The 16,170-nt window shown below is 67.8% G+C and carries 18 protein-coding genes and 2 tRNA genes; 11 read left to right on the top strand and 9 right to left on the bottom strand.

Features of this window, described 5'->3' with window-relative positions:
- Window positions 1–41: 41 nt before the first annotated feature.
- Together Q0907_RS13720 and Q0907_RS13715 are read right to left on the bottom strand one after the other, a co-directional pair.
- Window positions 42–599, bottom strand: coding sequence for a DUF1453 domain-containing protein (locus tag Q0907_RS13720; RefSeq protein WP_299345694.1), 558 nt, complete (start codon window positions 597–599; stop codon window positions 42–44).
- Between the two features lie 30 nt (window positions 600–629).
- Complete coding sequence (locus tag Q0907_RS13715) at window positions 630–1,514, bottom strand: DMT family transporter (RefSeq protein ID WP_299345691.1); 885 nt, start codon at window positions 1,512–1,514, stop codon at window positions 630–632.
- Window positions 1,515–1,590: 76 nt separating this feature from the next.
- On the opposite strand from Q0907_RS13715, the gene Q0907_RS13710 reads away from it, so the two are divergent.
- Genes Q0907_RS13710 through Q0907_RS13700 form a run of 3 tightly spaced genes read left to right on the top strand, consistent with a single transcriptional unit; the run spans window position 1,591 to window position 3,357 of the window.
- Complete coding sequence (locus Q0907_RS13710; RefSeq protein WP_299345688.1) at window positions 1,591–2,289, top strand: DUF2306 domain-containing protein; 699 nt, start codon at window positions 1,591–1,593, stop codon at window positions 2,287–2,289.
- 29 nt (window positions 2,290–2,318) lie between these two features.
- Window positions 2,319–2,801, top strand: a complete 483-nt coding sequence (locus Q0907_RS13705) for a YajQ family cyclic di-GMP-binding protein (protein WP_093489837.1) — start codon at window positions 2,319–2,321, stop codon at window positions 2,799–2,801.
- Between the two features lies 1 nt (window position 2,802).
- Window positions 2,803–3,357 (top strand): DUF1415 domain-containing protein, encoded by a 555-nt coding sequence (locus tag Q0907_RS13700; protein WP_299345965.1) that lies wholly within the window; start codon window positions 2,803–2,805, stop codon window positions 3,355–3,357.
- 65 nt (window positions 3,358–3,422) lie between these two features.
- Here the strand turns inward: Q0907_RS13700 and Q0907_RS13695 are convergent, their stop codons facing one another.
- From Q0907_RS13695 to Q0907_RS13680, 4 genes are all read right to left on the bottom strand, one after another.
- Window positions 3,423–3,899, bottom strand: coding sequence for a transposase (locus Q0907_RS13695; RefSeq protein ID WP_299345685.1), 477 nt, complete (start codon window positions 3,897–3,899; stop codon window positions 3,423–3,425).
- Between the two features lie 120 nt (window positions 3,900–4,019).
- On the bottom strand, window positions 4,020–4,709 hold the full coding sequence (locus tag Q0907_RS13690; RefSeq protein WP_299345682.1) for an HAD family phosphatase: 690 nt from the start codon (window positions 4,707–4,709) through the stop codon (window positions 4,020–4,022).
- Window positions 4,706–5,413, bottom strand: coding sequence for a pseudouridine synthase (locus Q0907_RS13685; protein ID WP_299345679.1), 708 nt, complete (start codon window positions 5,411–5,413; stop codon window positions 4,706–4,708). The genes Q0907_RS13690 and Q0907_RS13685 overlap by 4 nt, the downstream gene beginning before the upstream one ends.
- A 4-nt stretch (window positions 5,414–5,417) precedes the next feature.
- The gene (locus tag Q0907_RS13680) at window positions 5,418–6,503 is read right to left on the bottom strand and encodes a class I SAM-dependent methyltransferase (RefSeq protein ID WP_299345676.1); all 1,086 of its coding nucleotides are present in this window, start codon (window positions 6,501–6,503) and stop codon (window positions 5,418–5,420) included.
- 148 nt (window positions 6,504–6,651) lie between these two features.
- Here Q0907_RS13680 and Q0907_RS13675 point away from each other — a divergent pair, with 148 nt between their 5' ends.
- The 6 genes from Q0907_RS13675 to Q0907_RS13650 all read left to right on the top strand — a co-directional run bounded on the left by Q0907_RS13675 (window position 6,652) and on the right by Q0907_RS13650 (window position 10,916).
- Window positions 6,652–6,774, top strand: a complete 123-nt coding sequence (locus tag Q0907_RS13675; protein ID WP_255412318.1) for a hypothetical protein — start codon at window positions 6,652–6,654, stop codon at window positions 6,772–6,774.
- A 431-nt stretch (window positions 6,775–7,205) separates the two neighbouring features.
- Window positions 7,206–7,275: transfer RNA gene (locus Q0907_RS13670), tRNA-OTHER, on the top strand.
- Between the two features lie 2 nt (window positions 7,276–7,277).
- Window positions 7,278–7,343, top strand: a tRNA-Asn gene (locus Q0907_RS13665).
- A gap of 371 nt (window positions 7,344–7,714) precedes the next feature.
- Window positions 7,715–8,833 carry a slipin family protein gene (locus Q0907_RS13660; protein ID WP_299345674.1) on the top strand — a complete coding sequence of 373 codons (1,119 nt, stop codon included), beginning with the start codon at window positions 7,715–7,717 and terminating at the stop codon, window positions 8,831–8,833.
- A gap of 60 nt (window positions 8,834–8,893) precedes the next feature.
- A complete protein-coding gene (locus Q0907_RS13655) occupies window positions 8,894–9,649 on the top strand; it encodes a hypothetical protein (protein WP_299345671.1) in 756 nt (251 codons plus the stop codon).
- 49 nt (window positions 9,650–9,698) lie between these two features.
- Window positions 9,699–10,916 carry an RtcB family protein gene (locus Q0907_RS13650; RefSeq protein ID WP_299345668.1) on the top strand — a complete coding sequence of 406 codons (1,218 nt, stop codon included), beginning with the start codon at window positions 9,699–9,701 and terminating at the stop codon, window positions 10,914–10,916.
- A 111-nt stretch (window positions 10,917–11,027) separates the two neighbouring features.
- On the opposite strand, the gene Q0907_RS13645 is transcribed toward Q0907_RS13650, so the two are convergent.
- On the bottom strand, window positions 11,028–13,529 hold the full coding sequence (locus Q0907_RS13645; RefSeq protein WP_299345667.1) for an FtsX-like permease family protein: 2,502 nt from the start codon (window positions 13,527–13,529) through the stop codon (window positions 11,028–11,030).
- Entirely contained in the window at window positions 13,526–14,248 is a 723-nt protein-coding gene (locus Q0907_RS13640; protein WP_296279002.1) for an ABC transporter ATP-binding protein, read from the bottom strand. The genes Q0907_RS13645 and Q0907_RS13640 overlap by 4 nt, the downstream gene beginning before the upstream one ends.
- A gap of 88 nt (window positions 14,249–14,336) precedes the next feature.
- Between Q0907_RS13640 and Q0907_RS13635 the strand changes: the two genes are divergently transcribed.
- A complete protein-coding gene (locus Q0907_RS13635; RefSeq protein ID WP_299345665.1) occupies window positions 14,337–14,981 on the top strand; it encodes an arylesterase in 645 nt (214 codons plus the stop codon).
- A gap of 134 nt (window positions 14,982–15,115) precedes the next feature.
- Entirely contained in the window at window positions 15,116–15,328 is a 213-nt protein-coding gene (locus Q0907_RS13630; protein WP_296278964.1) for a hypothetical protein, read from the top strand.
- A 169-nt stretch (window positions 15,329–15,497) separates the two neighbouring features.
- On the opposite strand, the gene Q0907_RS13625 is transcribed toward Q0907_RS13630, so the two are convergent.
- Window positions 15,498–16,151 (bottom strand): DsbA family oxidoreductase, encoded by a 654-nt coding sequence (locus Q0907_RS13625; RefSeq protein ID WP_343229819.1) that lies wholly within the window; start codon window positions 16,149–16,151, stop codon window positions 15,498–15,500.
- Window positions 16,152–16,170 lie beyond the last annotated feature (19 nt).

Genomic DNA, 16,170 nt, shown 5'->3' with positions numbered 1-16,170 from the left:
GCGGCGGGCTTCCGGGCCCGCCGCCTTTCTGCTTTCCGCCGTCAATGCGCGCCGTATCCCCGCAGCCGCTCCAGGCGCGCGACGCGCCACTTGGCGCCCCAGGCGTAGACCAGGTAGTAGCCGAGCAGCAGGCCGCCGACCGCGAGCAGGCTGCCATGCCCGCTCAGCAGGGCGTGCGTGGCGGGTTCGGCCTGCGAGCGCCAGTACTCCACCATCTGCACCATCCCCCACACGATGCGTGCGGCGACGATGACGACCAGCAGCAGGGCCAGCCAGGCATTGGGCTGGTAGAACACGCCCTGCGGCGCGACTTCCCAGCGCGTCAGCCACAGGCCCAGCAGGCCCAGCATGACGCCGGCCGCCAATCCCGCGCCCGCACCCAGCAGGCTGTCGGGCCACCAGATCAGGCCGAATGCACTGACGACGAGGAAGATCGCGACCGAGACCAGCAGGCTCCAGGCGTTGAGCGCCAGCAGCCACCCACGCGCCATGCGTCGCGAGCGCCCATAGCGGTATCGCTGCCACAGCGACAGCGGAAGCAGCACCACCCACAGGGCGAGCAGCAGGAAGACGAACAGCAGGACGAGGACGATGGGCATGCGCGCATGATGCCGCAAAACGCGGCGGCGTCAGGGGTGTTCCGACTCCACGTGCACGTTCTCCCGGCGCAGCAGATACAGGCCACTGGCGACGATGATGCCGGCGCCGATCCAGGTCACGCCGTCGGGCAGCACCGACCACAGCGTGACATCGAGGATCACGCCCCAGATCAGCGCGGTGTATTCGAGCGGCGCGATCAACGACGCCTCGCCGCGGCGGAAGGCTTCGGTCAGCGCGACCTGCGCCAGCGAGCCGGACACGCCCACCCCGGCGATGATCCAGCCGTGCGAGGCCTGCAGCGGCTTCCATGCGGGCAGTGCCAGCAACGACGCCCCGAGCGACAGCAGCACGACGAACCAGAGCACCAGCGCCTGCGTGCTGTCGCGTTGCGCGAGCATGCGCACGGTGACCGCGCCCAGCGCATAGCAGATGGCCGCAACGAGAATGGCCAGGCCACCGGCGGTCAACATGCCTTCGCCGGTCGGCCGCAGGATCACCAGGACGCCGACCAGACCGATGACGATCGCGGTCCAGCGCCCCGCCCCCACCCGCTCCTTCAACAGCGGCCCCGCCATCGCGGTGACCAGCAGCGGCGCCACGAAGGTGATCGCATAGGCCGTGGACAAGGGCATGGTGCGCAAGCCGTAGACGAAGCCGGCCATCATCGCGATGCCCAGCGCGCCGCGCAGCAGGTGCAGCGGCCAGTGCACGCGCAACAGGGAAACGGCCGGCACCGTCGCCAGCACCCAGATCGCCACCAGCGGCAGCGAAGACAGCCCACGCAGCGCTGCGACCTGCAGCGGCGGGTACTGCGCAGAGAGCAGCTTCAGGCCGGCATCCATCAGCGCGAACAGCAGCACCGCGGCCAGCATCAGCAGGACGGCGGACGTAAGCGAGGAACGGGGGGTGGTCATGCGGCATTATCGCCTCCCTGGTCATGTTCCGCCGCGCGTGCGCTACCCTGCGCGCGTCCATCCTGCAGGCAGGCCCATGACTGTGATCGCTCCAGGCACCCCTGCATCGCCCCGCTCGCGGCTTGCGGTGCGCTTGGCCTGGGCGGTGCTGTGGCTGTTGCTCGGGCTCGCCAGCATCGAGTTCCTGATCGCCGCGTATGGGAAATATCGGCATCTCGATTCGACCGCCTACGGCATGTTCATGACGAGGCGGGGCTGGCTGTGGATGCATCTGGCCGGCGGACTCACGACGGTATTGCTGGGTCCGGTGCAGTTCTTCACCCAGTCGCGCCGACGCCATCCGCGCATGCACCGCGTGATGGGCCGCGTCTACCTGTCGGGCATGCTGGTCGCCGCGACCGGCGCGGCCGGACTGATCGCCAGCTCGCCTGCGCCGCTCGCCATCCGCATCGCGTTCTCGTCGACCGCACTGGCTTGGCTGGCCACCGCGCTGGTCGGCTTCATCGCGATCAGGCGCGGAGGCGTGGACCGCCACCGCCGCTGGATGGTCCGCAACTACGCGGTGACGCTGGCGCCGATCGTCTTCCGCCTGTCGCTGCCCCTCGCCATTGCCAGCGGACTCATGCCGTCGCCGACCCTGATCGCGACCCTGCTCTGGTGCAGCTGGATCGTCCCGCTGTTGCTGTGCGAAACGGTGCGCCGCCTCGTGGGGCGACGACGTCCAGCCACCGCGCTGCCCTCGGCCGACGCGATCCGGCTTCCCGGCGCACGGTAGAATTCCGCGCCCGGTAACAGGAATCCCCCATGCCCTCCTTCGACGTCGTCTCCGAAGTCAACGTCCACGAGCTCACCAACGCCGTGGACCAGGCCAACCGCGAACTCTCCACCCGTTTCGACTTCAAGGGCGTGGATGCCAAGTTCGTGCTGGAAGAGAAGCTGATCACCCAGTCCGCGCCCAGCGATTTCCAGCTCAAGCAGATGACCGACATCCTGCGCGCGCGCCTGATCGCGCGCCAGATCGACGCCCGCTGCCTGGAGTTCGGCGATGTGGAAACCAACCTGGCCGGCGCGCGCCAGAAGATCACCGTCAAGCAGGGCATCGAGCAGAAGCTGGCGAAGAAGATCGTCACCACCATCAAGGACGCCAAGCTGAAGGTCGAAGCGCAGATCAACGGCGACAAGCTACGCGTCACCGGCAAGAAGCGCGACGACCTGCAGGACGTCATCGCGCTGCTGAAGAAGACCGAGTTCGAGCTGCCGCTGCAGTTCGACAACTTCCGTGACTGATATGCCGGCCACCACGGGCGCAGCAAACGACCCCATCGACGCCACGCGTCGCTGGGTGGAGCGCGCGGTGATCGGGCTTAACCTGTGCCCGTTCGCCAAGGCAGTGTACGTGAAGCAGCAGGTGCGCTTCGTGCTGAGCGATGCCAGCACGCCGGAAGCCCTGCTCGAGGAACTGGCGGAAGAACTGGTGCTGTTGCGCGACACCGATCCCGAGCAGGTCGACACCACGCTGATCGTGCACCCGGATGTGCTGACGGATTTCCTGGACTACAACGACTTCCTCGACAATGCCGATGCGGCCGTCGAGGCGCTCGACCTGCAAGGCGTCATCCAGGTCGCCAGCTTCCATCCGGACTACCAGTTCGCCGGCACGATGCCGGACGACATCAGCAACTACACCAACCGTTCGCCCTACCCCACCCTGCACCTCCTGCGCGAAGCCAGCATCGATCGCGCGGTGGAAGCCTTTCCGGACCCCGACATCATCGTCGAGCGCAACGTGAAGACGCTGGATGCGCTGGGACATGCGGGCTGGGCGAAGCTGTTTGCGGAGTGAGGACGAGGCTGCAGGATGGAGAAGTGATGTGGGAGCGACGTAAGTCGCGACGCTTTCAGCAATCATCAAACGGTCGCAGCCGTGTCGTTGCTTATCCAGACAGCATCCCACCACGCGTATTCCCCAACGCTGCATGCGAGTCCCGCACGCAGCGGATTCGCCACGACATATCGGGCGGTCGCAAGCACGCCGGATGCATCGCGCAACGCGCGATCATGAAACCCCTTCTCCCAGACCTGGCCGGTATCCGGATGACGCAAGCGGACGATCCTGGCGCTGTTCGATTTCAATCGCTGGACCAGCGTTGGCAGACTATCCAGTTCGCCCAGCTCGATCACGCCATGCCAATGATCCGGCATCAACACCCAGCACAGCAGTCTCGAGCGATACCACAGCCGTGAGCAGGTCATCGCGCGGCAGGCATCCATGGCCCGCCCTGGTTGCTTGAACAATGGCTTGCGTTCCGCTGTTGTGAAGGTCACCAAGTAGGCTCGACCGGGCTGGGAAACGCGCCCTTTTCTCAGATCCGAATATCCCGACATGCCAACCCTCCTGTAAAGGAGGTCAGCTTGGCGAACACCGCGCGAAGCGCCATCAGCGAATTCCCCAGCAGCGCCTCGGACTTTCGCTGAAACAGCTTCGCGACTTACGTCGCTCCCACGTCAGGTACGCGAAGACATCGCCAATCGCTGCTCCAGCAACAGTCGCGCATCGTCCAGCGACGGCAGGATGAGATGGCCGAGCGCACGCACCGCATCGTCCGGCACCAGCAGGTCGGGAATCTGTATCGGGTACATGCCGGCTGCCAGTGCGGCACGCACGCCCGTGGGGGAATCCTCCAGTACCAGGCAGCGCGACGGCTCGATGCCGAGCGATCGCGCGGCCAGCAGGTAGATGTCCGGGGCAGGCTTGGGATGTTCGACGTCGCTGCTTGTGCAGATCGCATCGAACCGGGTCAGCAGGCCGGCAGCCTCCAGCTTCTTCAACGCCAGCGGACGGCGCGTCGATGTCGCCACCGCGCGCGGGATGCCCTGCACCTGCAGGAAGTCCAGCATCTCGATGATGCCCGGCCGGTGTGGCATGCCAGCCGCGACAACGGCGTCGTACAGCACATGCGAGCGTCGCAGGATCCGTTCTCGCTCCGCCTCGCCGACTGCCTCGTCCAGCAAGTGGCGGCACACGGCTTCGCTATGGCCGACCATCGACAGCCACAGCAGCTCGGGCAGATCGTGGCCGCGCTCGCGCGCCGCCTCCGCCAGGCACGCGATGATGGCGCGCTCACTGTCCAGCATTAGCCCGTCCATGTCGAAGATCACCGCCGCCGGCGTGAACGGCAGTGCCGGTGTGCTCACGCGGTCGCCTCGAACAGCCGACGCAGGTCATCCGCATCCAGGATGCGCCACTGGCCTTCCGGCAGCCCGTCCAGCGTCAGTCCGCCCACCCGACTGCGATGCAGCGCCTCCACATGGTTGCCGACGGCGGCGAACATGCGGCGCACCTGGTGGTAGCGGCCCTCGGTAAGCGTCAGCTGCGCATGGCGCGGATCGATGACGTGCAGGCGGGCCGGCGCAAGCGGCGTTTGCTCCGACTCCAGCATCAGCGTGCCGCTGGCGAAGAGCGCGCCTTCGTCGCCGCGCAGGTCCTGCGCCAGCGTCGCGTCGTAGACCTTGGGAAGGTTGGCCTTGGGCGAAATGATCCGGTGCAGCAGGCCACCGTCGTCGGTGAGCAGCAGCAGGCCACTGGTCTCGCGATCCAGGCGCCCGACCGTGGACAGCACCGGCGAGCGATCGCGGAACCGGGGCGGGAACAGGTCGTAGACGATGCGTCCGGTGTCCTTGGTCGAGCAGGTGTAGCCCACCGGCTTGTGCAGCAGGATCGCGACGCCCGGTGCAGGGTCGAGCGGCTCGCCATCCACGCGGATGGCGTCGTGATCGACCGGATCATCGGCGTACAACACCTCGCCCGCGGCGTCGGTGATCCGGCCTTCGCGGAACATCCATTGCACGTCCTTGCGGCTGCCATAGCCGAGGTTGGCGATGTGCTTGACGATCTTCATGCGGTCACCGCCTCGCCTTGGTGGCGGCAATCACCTTGAAACCGTCACGCTCGCCGGCCACGCGCACGTCGCCGAAGCTGTCATTCAAGGTCTGCTCGTACGGCAAATGGCGATTGGCCACCAGCCACAACCGGCCGCCCGGCTTGAGTGCGGCGGCCGCGGCAGTGATGAAACGCTGGCCGATGTCCGGACGGTCCGCACGGCTTTGCGTGTGGAACGGTGGATTGCTGACGATGAAGTCGTAGCGCTGCGGCAATCCCGCAGTGACGTCGTGCCAGTGGAAATCGAGCGTTGCGCTCGCACCGGCATCCGCGAGGTTCTCCCTGGCCAGCGACAACGCACGCGCCTCGGCCTCGTACAGGTCGAGCGCGGTGATGCCGGGATTGCGCGCCAGCAGCGACAGCGACAGGAATCCCCATCCCGCGCCCAGGTCGGCGCCGTGTCCGGCGATATCCGTCGGCAGACATTCGACCAGCAGCGCAGAGGCCGGATCGATCCGGTTCCAGGCGAACACGCCCGGACGGCTGAGGTAGCGGCCACGCTCGATCCGGCGCGGCGCATCCAGCGCCGACCATTGCGCGAGCAACGCCTCGTCGACGCTGTCCGCGCGCTTGCGCGTCCAGAACGTGCGGCAATGGAACTTGGTCAGCGTGCCCGCCAGTCCCGCGAGTTGCTTCAGGTCGGTTTCGCCCGACTTGGCGCCCTCGTTGTTGGTCATCGCGGCGACGACGACGCCATCCGGCGCCGCCAGTTGCACGGCGCGCGCAAGCAACGCGCGCGCTTCTTCGCGCTGGCGCGGCGGCAACACCAGCACCAGGGCGTAGCGCGTCGGTTCGACCGCTGCATCGGCGACGACGCGCAGGCCATCGCGTTCCAGCAGTTCGGCGTCGGGACGGAAACTCTGTTCGCATACCAGCTGCGACAGCGGGAACTGGCGCAACGCGGCGCCATCGCGCGCGCGCAGGAACAGCACCGGCCCGGACGGCCAGGCGAGCACGCCCTGTGCGAAGGGCAGCATCAGGGCATCGAGAGCGGGATCGGAGAAAGGAGAGGCCACGATGCGACGCGCAGGCAGGGAATGAGGCGTCATTCTAACGGCAGCCACTCGCCACTGATTTCGCCGCCGCTGGTCGGGCATCGAAAATAAAATGAAAAAAGTGTTGCGCATCGCAAACAAGCGGCGTATTGTCCGCGCCCGTCGGCCACGTGGCCGTTTTTTCAGCAATCGAATTCTTCCCATGAAGCCCGCCTATTCCTTCGACAGCAAGCCCGCCCTGCAGCCATCGCGCTGCGGCCTGGCGCTGCGTGCGAACGGCAGCGACCTGCGCGATATCGAACGCGCACGGCACCTGGACTTCTGACATCCGGCTGACTCCCTGGGAGATCGGCCACCCCGATCTCCCGAGGAACGCGAACGCCCTCGGGTCGCCATACCCGGGGGCGTTTTGTTTTCAGCGTTCGCGGAGGATGCGCATGCATCGAGGTTCGTTTCTTTCCACCACGGAAGTTCCTTTCCGCCCTGGGGCATCCGGGTAGCGCGCGTGCGCGCCCCGAGGCAGGGGCGCGGCTGCGACTGGCGCATGTGCGCTGCGTCGTGATGCCCCGACGCGGGCTGCACGTGGAGAGAACACCCACAAGGGCGCGTCGCGCCCGAACGGATTGCCGGTTGGCGACAGCCGGCAATGGGGAACATCGATCGAACACGCTACAGCGGTACGGGCTAGCGTCCCGTCCGGTGCGCGCGGCGCTGCCGTGGCGTATGCCGAAGCGTGGGAGACGGTGTTCCTCGAGCGGACGGAAGCTCAGAGGCAGAGCAGCGGCGCATGCCGTTGGCCACCGGTTCGAATCCGGTTCGTCCACCACTGGATAGCTCAGATGGGTAGAGCATCGGACAGTTAATCCGAGTGTCGCGGGTTCGATTCCCGCTCCAACGCCTGCAAGGGCACATGACCTTTCACGTCATGACACCGGGACGCGAGTCCCACACAGGGAACGCCCCGTGCGGCGCGCCGTCTTTCCGCGATGGACTGCAGAAGACGGCGCGGCGCAGCGGGGTCGAAGCCGGTACCGCGCCCTCGACGCCGAAGCGCGCAGCGTTCGGCGCAGTCCATGGACCGCGCCCTCGTTGCGATGCTTCCGCCGACAGCGCCGATCGCCCGCATCGCCTCCGTCCAGGGGCGTTTCCACCTTCTTCCGTCGATCGCGAATCGCGATGGGCACCTTTCGTCGCGGGATTCGATCCACCGCGGCGATCCGTTGGATCCGGATCGAACCACCAGAGCCAACAAGGAGAACAACGCCATGTTCTGGACCAAGAGGGTCGTGATCGGTGACGGCGAGCGCGGCCTGGTGTATCGCAACCGTCGGTTCGAGCAATTGCTCGCGCCCGGCGTGTACCGCCGGTTCGACCCGATGGGTCGGATCGAGGTGCGCACCTTCAACATCGCAGCACCGGAATACGCCGGCCACGACGTCGACGCGCTGATCGCGCGCCTCGGCGAGCGCCTGGGCGACACCTTCGTCCTCGCCGACATCGGCGTGGACGAGGTGGGCCTGGTGCTGAAGAACGGCAAGCTGGAAGACGTGCTGCCGCCCGGCACGCGGCGCCTGTACTGGATCGGCCTGGTGAAGGTCGACGTGCAGGCGGTGGCGCTCGCCAAGCCGGACGTGGACGTCGCCGTCGCGCGGCGCCTGCGCCAGCTGGGCGCGTTGTCGAAGCTGGCGGTGGTGGCCGACGTGCCGGCGGAGTTCGCCGGCCTGGTGTTCATCGACGGCAAGCTCGAGCGCACGCTCGCCCCGGGCAGCTACGCCTTCTGGAATTTCCAGAAGAACGTGGTCGTGGACATCGTCGACCTGCGCGTGCAGGCGATCGAGGTCTCGGGCCAGGAGCTCCTGACCCGCGACAAGGTCAGCCTGCGCGTGAACCTGGCCGCCAGCACCCGCGTCACCGACGTGGTGGCCGCGCGCACCAAGGTCGCGAAGGTCGGCGACTTCGTCTACCGCGAGCTGCAGTACGGCCTGCGCAAGGCGGTCTCCGCCAAGACGCTGGACGAACTGCTGGGCGACAAGGCCTCGCTGGACGCCGACATCTTCGCCTACGTGCGCGGCCAGATGGCCGGGCTCGGCGTCGAGGTGCTGGGCGTGGGCGTGAAGGACGTGATCCTGCCGGGCGAGATGAAGGAGATCCTCAACGGGGTGGTGCAGGCGGAGAAGACGGCGCAAGCCAACGTGATCCGCCGCCGCGAGGAGGCGAACGCCACGCGCTCCCTGCTCAACACCGCGAAGCTGATCGACGAGTCGCCGGTGCTGATGCGCCTGAAGGAGCTCGAGGCCCTGGAGAAGGTCACCGAGAAGATCGACAAGCTCACCGTGTTCGGCGGCCTGGATGGCGTGCTGAAGCAATTGGTGACATTGAAGTAGCAAACCGTGGCGGCCGCATGGACGCGGCCGTCGCGGTCCACAAGGATGAAAGGACGACACATGCGCAACGACATGTTCAAGGTCATCGTGGAGCGGCCGCGACGCGGCGGAAGTCACGCCCGCGAGCGTGCGCCGCACGCCAACGATGAGGGCGCGCCGATGCAGGAAAGCCTGCGCTGGCGCCACCAGCACCGGAAATGGCTCAACGAGAATCTGCGACCGCTGGAACGCTACCTGCACGGACAGGTCGGCAGGCCGTGGGACAAGGTGTATTCGGAGATCTGTGCCGGCATTGATCGGCGAAGCACCGTGCAGCAGCACATCCACCAGCACCTGGCCGATTTCGTGGCGATGCGGCTGTCGATCATCGATGGCCGGCTGCACTGGCTCAAGGGCTGGGGACAACCGATGCCGTTGGCCGACCGCTGGGCACCGAAGCTCTACGTGGATCCCGCGACGGGACTTCTGCGCCGCAATCGCGAACGCGAGCAGCTTCGTCGGCAGGAACGGGTAACGTGGTCGATGCTCGAACAGACGCCCGACCGCATCGACCTGGGGCCGCTGCGTCAGCTGCACCGCCTGAAGGGCATCTGGTACGAGGTCGAGTTGGCCTTGATCCCGCCCGCCGGTCGTGGCCGAGGCGTCACCGACGTGGTGCGAGGCTGCACCGTCGTGGCCCACGGCCATCGCGGCGCAGGGCGGCACGTCGTCCAGGGCGACCGCGCGCTCTATGGCAGTGGCGAGGTCTACGCGCGCCACAAGCGACAGCTCGGTACACGCGAACTGCGCGTGCATCGACTCCACAACACGCAATGAAAGAGATCCGTCCGGGGCGCCGATGCTCGCGGACGAAAGGAAAAGGAACATGAGCACTACGTTTGAACTGCTGCACGCCGAGGGCAGCACCACGCCGATCAAGGGCTGGGTGCGCGGCGTACCCCTGGACCAGGGCGCCCACGAGCAGCTGCGGAACATCGCGGCCGTCCCCTTCGTCGGCCCGTGGGTCGCGGTGATGCCCGACGTGCACCTGGGCAAGGGCGCGACCGTGGGCTCGGTCATCCCGACGCGCGGCGCCATCATTCCGGCGGCGGTCGGCGTGGACATCGGCTGTGGCATGGCTGCGGTGCGGACCACGCTGCGCGCGAAGGACTTGCCGGACAACCTGGCGCAACTGCGCTCGAGCATCGAGCGCAGCGTGCCGGTCGGCAACGGGCGCGGCGGGGAGCACTGGAAGCTGCCGGACAGCATCCGCACGCGCATCACGCAGTCGGGACTGGAACCACGCCTGGAGGCGATCAAGCAGAAGCACCGCAAGATCCGTACCGACAAGCTGGATCGCCAGATCGGCACGCTGGGCGGCGGCAACCACTTCATCGAGATCTGCCTGGACGAGGCCGATGCCGTGTGGGTGATGCTGCACAGCGGTTCGCGCGGCACCGGCAACCTGATCGGCAACTACTTCATCGAGCGGGCGCGCGAGCAACTGGCGCACCGTGTGCTGGGCTTCCACCTGCCGGACAAGGACCTGGCCTTCTTCATGGAAGGCGAGCCCTTGTTCGACGACTACGTGGAAGCGGTCTCGTGGGCGCAGGACTACGCCCGCGAGAACCGCGAAGCGATGATGTCGCGCGTACTGGCGGAGATGCGCCACCGTCTGCCGAAGTTCCAGTTGGAGAAGATGGCGGTGAACTGCCACCACAACTACGTGCAGAAGGAAACGCATGGCGGCGTGGACCTGCTGGTGACCCGCAAGGGCGCGGTGAGCGCGCGCGCAGGCGAGCTGGGGATCATTCCCGGCAGCATGGGCGCGAAGAGCTTCATCGTGCGCGGCAAGGGCAACGCGGACAGCTTCCACAGCTGCAGCCACGGCGCCGGCCGCGTACTGAGCCGTACCGCGGCGCGCCAGCAGATCACGCTGTCGCAGCACCGCGAGGCGACGGCGCACGTCGAATGCCGCAAGGATGCCGGCGTGATCGACGAATCGCCGGCCGCCTACAAGGACATCGACGCGGTCATGGCCGCGCAGTCCGACCTGGTGGAGATCGTCCACACGCTGCGCCAGGTGGTGTGCATCAAGGGGTGAGCTTCGGCTCGCCCCTTTCTTTTAACGCTCTTGTGGGAGCGACGTAAGTCGCGATGAAGCTTTACCGGTAACCCATCGCGACTTACATCGCTCCCACACCAGCCAGACGCTTCAGCCCTGCAGCTCGCGCAGCGTCACCGACGGCGGCGCATCCAGCACCTTGCGCGTGGCGAACAGGCCGGCGCCCAGCGCTGCCAGCATGCCCAGGCCACCGCCGATGGCGGCCAGCTGCCAATTCGCCTTCCACGGCAGATCGAACACCTGCGTGGCGACCACGCCGGACAAGACCGAGGCCGCGATGGCGGCGACCAACCCTGCCAACAACCCGATGGCGGCGAACTCCGAGGCCTGTGCCAGCCGCAGCTGGCGGCGGCTGCCACCCAGCACGCGCATCACGCCACCTTCCAGCAGCCGTTCGTCCTGGCTGGCGCTCACGGCGGCCATCAGCACCAGCAGACCGGCCGCCAGCGAGAACCAGAACACCACCTGCACCACCTGCGAGACCTGCTCGGCCGTGCTGCGTACCTGCTTGAGCACCGCCTCCACGTCGATCACCGACAGATTGGGGAACTGATTGACCAGTTCGCGGGTGAAGGCGGCATCGCCGGAGGGCACGCTGACCGCGGTGATGTAGCTGGCGGAATAGCCGTCGAGTGCGCCCGGCGAGGCGACGACGAAGAAATTCGGCCGGAAGCTTTCCCAGTCCACGCTGCGCAGGCTGGTGATGCGACCTTCGAAACGCTGGCCGGCAATGTCGAAGGCGACGCGATCGCCGAGCTTCCAGCCCAGGTCTTCGGCGAAGCCCTCTTCCACCGACAATTCCGGCGACGTCGGGGTATGCCCGGTCCAGAACGCGCCCGCGGTCACCTTGTTGTCGTCGCGCAAGGTCGCCGCCATCGACAGGTTGAACTCGCGGTCGGCGCGCCGCTGCGCACGCGCGTCGGCCCCTTCGTAGTCGGCGCCGCTGGCGGGCTTGCCGTTGAGCTCGACCAGCCGGCCGCGGATCATCGGATACAGGTCCACCGCCGACAGCCCGCGCGACTGCATGAAGGATTTCACCGGGTCGACCTGGTCCGGCTGCACGTTGACGATGAAGCGGTTGGGTGCATTGGCCGAGAGCGCCAGTTGCCAGCGGTCCAGCAGGTCCGTGCGCACGAAGGTCAGCAGCAGCAGCGCCATCAGGCCCAGTCCCAGCGCGGATACCTGCGCGATCGACGTGCCCGCGCGACGGCTGACGTTGGCCAGTCCGTAGCGCAGGCTGCCGCGCAGGCGCGAGCGCACACGCCGGACCAGCAGGATCAGCAGCCACGCCAGCAGGGCGAGCACGGCGAGCGTGCCGACGATGCCCACCAGCATCGCGGTGCCGAGCGTCGGCGAGCCCGCCTTCCACCACAACAGCGCGCCCAGGCCAGCGAAGCCCGTCAGCGCGACCAGCCATGCGCTGGGCTCCGTGCGGTCCAGGTCGCGACGCAGCACGCGCAGCGCGGGCACGCGCCGCAGCGCCAGTACCGGCGGCGCACCGAAGGCGAGCAGCACGATCATGCCCACGCCATAGCCCTGCAGGGCCGGCAACATGCCCGCCGGCGGGATATCGATCTTCAACGATTGCTGCAGCCAGCTGCCTATACCCCATTGCAGGCCGAAGGCGATCAGCACGCCCACCGTGCACGCGGCCAGGCCCAGCAGCACCAGTTCGCCTACATGGATGCCGACCAGCGTGCGCTGCTGCGCACCCAGGCAGCGCATCACCGCCGTCCCGGACAGATGGCGTTCGCTGTGCCGGCGTGCCGCCATCGCGACCGCGACCGCGGCCAGCACCACCGACACCAGCGCGGCGAGGCCGAGGAAGCGGCTGGCGCGATCCAGCGCGGAGCGCACCTCGGGTCGCGCGTCCTGGATCGTTTCCATGCGCTGGCCGCGCGCGAGTTGCGGTTTGACGGCGGCGGTGAAGGTTTCGACCGCGGCTGCATCGCCGGCCACGACAAGGCGGTAGCGCAGGCGACTGCCTTCCTGCACGAGGCCGGTTGAAGGCAGGTCGGCGAGGTTGAGGAAAACCTTCGGGGCGACATTGAAGTAATCCAGCGCCGCGTCGGGCTCCTGCGTCACCAGCGCCGCAAGTTGCAACGTGCGCGTGCCGATGCCGATCCCGTCGCCGAGCCTGGCGCCCAGCGTCTCGGCGCCCGCCTGGCTGATCCAGACCGTGCCCGGCGCGGGAATGCCGGTCGCATTGCGCTCGGCAGCGCCGGAGGCGTCGATCACGCGGAAACTGCCGCGCAGCGGGAAGCCCTCGCCCAGCGCGCGCAGGTCGCCCAGCGACAGCGATTCGCCGGCGCGGATCATGCTCTGCAGTTCCTGCGTCTCGGTCACGCGCAGGCCGGGCGCATTCGCCAGCGCACGCAATGCCTCCGTCGGCGGCGCGTCGCCGCGCACGACCACGTCGCCCCCCAGCAGGCGGTTCGCTTCGATGGCCAGCGCGCGTTCGGCGCGGTCGGTGACGAAACCGACGGCCGTCACCGCCACGACTGCGAGCACGAGGGCGGCGAACAGGATGCGCACGTCGCCGGCCACCAAGTCACGGCGCAACTGGCGCCAGGCCAGGGCGAGGGTCCTCATGCGGCGGCGCCCTGCAGCCGCCCGGCATCGAGCCGGAGCAACCGCTGGCAGCGCGCCGCCAGATGGTCGTCGTGCGTCACCAGTACCAGCGTGGTACCGGCATCGGCGTTCAGCGCGAACAGCAGCTCGATGATCGCCTGCCCGGTGTGGGTGTCGAGATTGCCGGTGGGTTCGTCGGCGAACAGCAGCGAGGGACGGGTGACGAAGGCGCGCGCCAGCGCCACGCGCTGCTGCTCACCGCCGGACAGCTGGCGCGGATAGTGGCCCAGGCGCTTGCCCAGGCCGACCTTCTCGAGGATCTGCCGCGCGGGACCCTCCACGTCGGCATCGCCGCGCAGTTCCAGGGGCAGCATGACGTTCTCGAGCGCGGTCAGCGACGGCAGCAGCTGGAAGCTCTGGAAGACGAAGCCGACCTTCTCGCCGCGCACGCGGGCACGGCCGTCCTCGTCCATGTCCGACAGGCGCTCGCCATCCAGCGTCACGCTGCCCGCACTGGGCACGTCCAGGCCGGCGAGCAGCGACAGCAACGTACTCTTGCCCGAGCCCGAGGCGCCCACGATGGCGACCGTGTCGCCGTGTTCGATGCGGAACCCGATATCGTCGAGTATGGTCAGCGCGCCTTCGGGCAACGGCACCTGCTTGCCCAGTCCCTGCACGTCGAGCACGGCGTGGCGCGCGGCGGCGGGGGCTTCAGTGTGGAGTCTGCTGGCGTCGGCCATGATCGTCTCGTCGGTCGTTTCGTGAATCATCGGGAGCACGGATTAAATGTTTCTTAATTTGACCAGGTATGGGGTTGCGGGCGCGCGCATGCAATGGGCCGTGGGCCTGGCCCTGTTGCTGCTCGTCGCATTATCCGCACGGCCCGCCGCAGCGCAGGCGCCGTCGGCCGCGCCGGCACAGGGCGCACGCACCGTGCTGGTGATGGGCGATTCGCTGTCGGCCGCCTATGGGCTTGCGCCCGCGCAGGGCTGGGTCGCGCTGACCGCGGACCGCATCGCCAAGACCAGGCCGGGCTGGCGCGTGGTCAATGCCAGCATCAGCGGTGAGACCACCGCAGGCGGGGCGTCGCGTATCGCCGCGGAGCTGCAACGCCACCAGCCCGCCATCGTCGTCATCGCGCTCGGCGCCAACGACGGTCTTCGCGGGCTGCCGCTCGCGCAGACGCGCGCCAACCTCGAGAAGATGATCAAGGCCGCGCAGGCCCGCAAGGCGAAGGTCCTGCTGGTCGGCATGCGCATGCCGCCGAACTACGGCCCGGAGTACACGCGCGGTTTCGAACAGAACTTCAGTGCGCTGTCCAGGCAGTACGGCACGGCCCTGCTGCCCTTCCTGCTGGAGCCCATCGCGCTGGACCGCAATGCCTACCAGGCCGACAACCTGCACCCCGTCGCCAGCGCGCAACCCAAGCTGCGCGACCACGTGTGGAAGGCGCTGGAACCGCTCCTGCGCTGACTCCGGCCGCCTTCCTACCTTCGCGCAGGATTTTTCCTACGCGGATCCGGGGCATCCGCCGAATGTGAGAGCTGGCACATTCGCGCACAGTGCGCTCGCCGGTTCCCTGCCCGGCGCGTTGACCGGAGTCCATCATGCCCCGCCTGCTGTTCACCATCGCCGCCAATGACAAAGGCTGGCAACTCTACGAAGGCCAGTTCGGCCGTGACTGGTTCGACAACCTCGGCGATGCGCGCGAGAGCGCCAAGCTGCTCGCCGCCACGCTGCACCAGCACCACGGCATCCAGACCGCCGTCGTCGTCGAGATGCCCAGCAACGAATCCGTGTTGTTGGCGAGGCACGGCTGAGCATCCGGCGGCCTCCCGCGGCGGCACCCGTCGCGACCTCCAGGACATGAAAGAGCGTCGTGCCAGCGCATGCGCCCATCGCGCCCCCGCCTGACGCCCTGCCATCTGTCGGGCGGCGCGCTTTCCGGATCCGGACTCGCACGCCCCGCGGTCGCGACTCACGTCGCCCCTACAATGACTGTCCGGACAAGCCTGCCAGTTGCCGCAGCGCCTGCTCGAACACCTCGGGCGGCTGGCCGCCCTGCACCAGGTGGCGGTCGTTGAAGATCACCGACGGCACTGCGCGGATGCCCTGCTCCTGGTAGAAGCGCTCGCGCTCGCGCACCTGTTGCGCATACGCATCCGTGTCGAGGACCCGGCGCGCGTCCTCACCGTCGAGACCGGCGTTCGCGGCGATATCGACCAGCGTGTCGCGGTCCGACAGGTTCCGTCCCTCGCCGTGGTACGCCTGCAGCAGCGCGCGCTTGAGCGCGAGCTGCGATGCGGCGCCGCGCTCGGCCGCCCACTGCAGGAGGCGGTGGGCGTCGAAGGTGTTGTAGATGCGGTCGCGCTTCTGCAGGTCGAAACGGAACCCCAGCGCCTCGCCGCGCCGGCGCAGGGCTTCGCCGTTCTGCGCGAGCTGCTCCGCACTCAGCCCGTACTTCTTCGCGAGATGTTCCGCGATTGATTCTCCCTGCGGTTCCATGCCGGGATTGAGCTCGAACGGCTGGAACCGCAGCTCGACCTGCGGGTCGCCGCCGATGTCCGCCATCGCGCGTTCGAGCGCGGCCAGGCCGATCGCGCACCAGGGGCACGCGACGTCGGAAACGAAATCGATCTTCACGGGATTCGGCATTCGGCGG

The organism is uncultured Pseudoxanthomonas sp. (genome assembly GCF_947498795.1).
Classification (GTDB): Bacteria; Pseudomonadota; Gammaproteobacteria; order Xanthomonadales; family Xanthomonadaceae; genus Pseudoxanthomonas_A.
Note: the sequence above shows the minus strand (reverse complement) of the source record. Positions and strands in the feature narration are given on the sequence as shown.

Excerpts from the sequence above, each read along its gene's own strand:
- Q0907_RS13720 (WP_299345694.1), bottom strand. The coding sequence starts at position 599 with ATGCCCATCGTCCTCGTCCTGCTGTTCGTCTTCCTGCTGCTCGCCCTG.
- Q0907_RS13715 (WP_299345691.1), bottom strand. The coding sequence starts at position 1,514 with ATGACCACCCCCCGTTCCTCGCTTACGTCCGCCGTCCTGCTGATGCTG.
- Q0907_RS13710 (WP_299345688.1), top strand. The coding sequence starts at position 1,591 with ATGACTGTGATCGCTCCAGGCACCCCTGCATCGCCCCGCTCGCGGCTT.
- Q0907_RS13705 (WP_093489837.1), top strand. The coding sequence starts at position 2,319 with ATGCCCTCCTTCGACGTCGTCTCCGAAGTCAACGTCCACGAGCTCACC.
- Q0907_RS13700 (WP_299345965.1), top strand. The coding sequence starts at position 2,803 with ATGCCGGCCACCACGGGCGCAGCAAACGACCCCATCGACGCCACGCGT.
- Q0907_RS13695 (WP_299345685.1), bottom strand. The coding sequence starts at position 3,899 with ATGTCGGGATATTCGGATCTGAGAAAAGGGCGCGTTTCCCAGCCCGGT.
- Q0907_RS13685 (WP_299345679.1), bottom strand. The coding sequence starts at position 5,413 with ATGAAGATCGTCAAGCACATCGCCAACCTCGGCTATGGCAGCCGCAAG.
- Q0907_RS13680 (WP_299345676.1), bottom strand. The coding sequence starts at position 6,503 with ATGACGCCTCATTCCCTGCCTGCGCGTCGCATCGTGGCCTCTCCTTTC.
- Q0907_RS13675 (WP_255412318.1), top strand. The coding sequence starts at position 6,652 with ATGAAGCCCGCCTATTCCTTCGACAGCAAGCCCGCCCTGCAGCCATCG.
- Q0907_RS13660 (WP_299345674.1), top strand. The coding sequence starts at position 7,715 with ATGTTCTGGACCAAGAGGGTCGTGATCGGTGACGGCGAGCGCGGCCTG.
- Q0907_RS13655 (WP_299345671.1), top strand. The coding sequence starts at position 8,894 with ATGCGCAACGACATGTTCAAGGTCATCGTGGAGCGGCCGCGACGCGGC.
- Q0907_RS13650 (WP_299345668.1), top strand. The coding sequence starts at position 9,699 with ATGAGCACTACGTTTGAACTGCTGCACGCCGAGGGCAGCACCACGCCG.
- Q0907_RS13645 (WP_299345667.1), bottom strand. The coding sequence starts at position 13,529 with ATGAGGACCCTCGCCCTGGCCTGGCGCCAGTTGCGCCGTGACTTGGTG.
- Q0907_RS13640 (WP_296279002.1), bottom strand. The coding sequence starts at position 14,248 with ATGGCCGACGCCAGCAGACTCCACACTGAAGCCCCCGCCGCCGCGCGC.
- Q0907_RS13635 (WP_299345665.1), top strand. The coding sequence starts at position 14,337 with ATGCAATGGGCCGTGGGCCTGGCCCTGTTGCTGCTCGTCGCATTATCC.
- Q0907_RS13630 (WP_296278964.1), top strand. The coding sequence starts at position 15,116 with ATGCCCCGCCTGCTGTTCACCATCGCCGCCAATGACAAAGGCTGGCAA.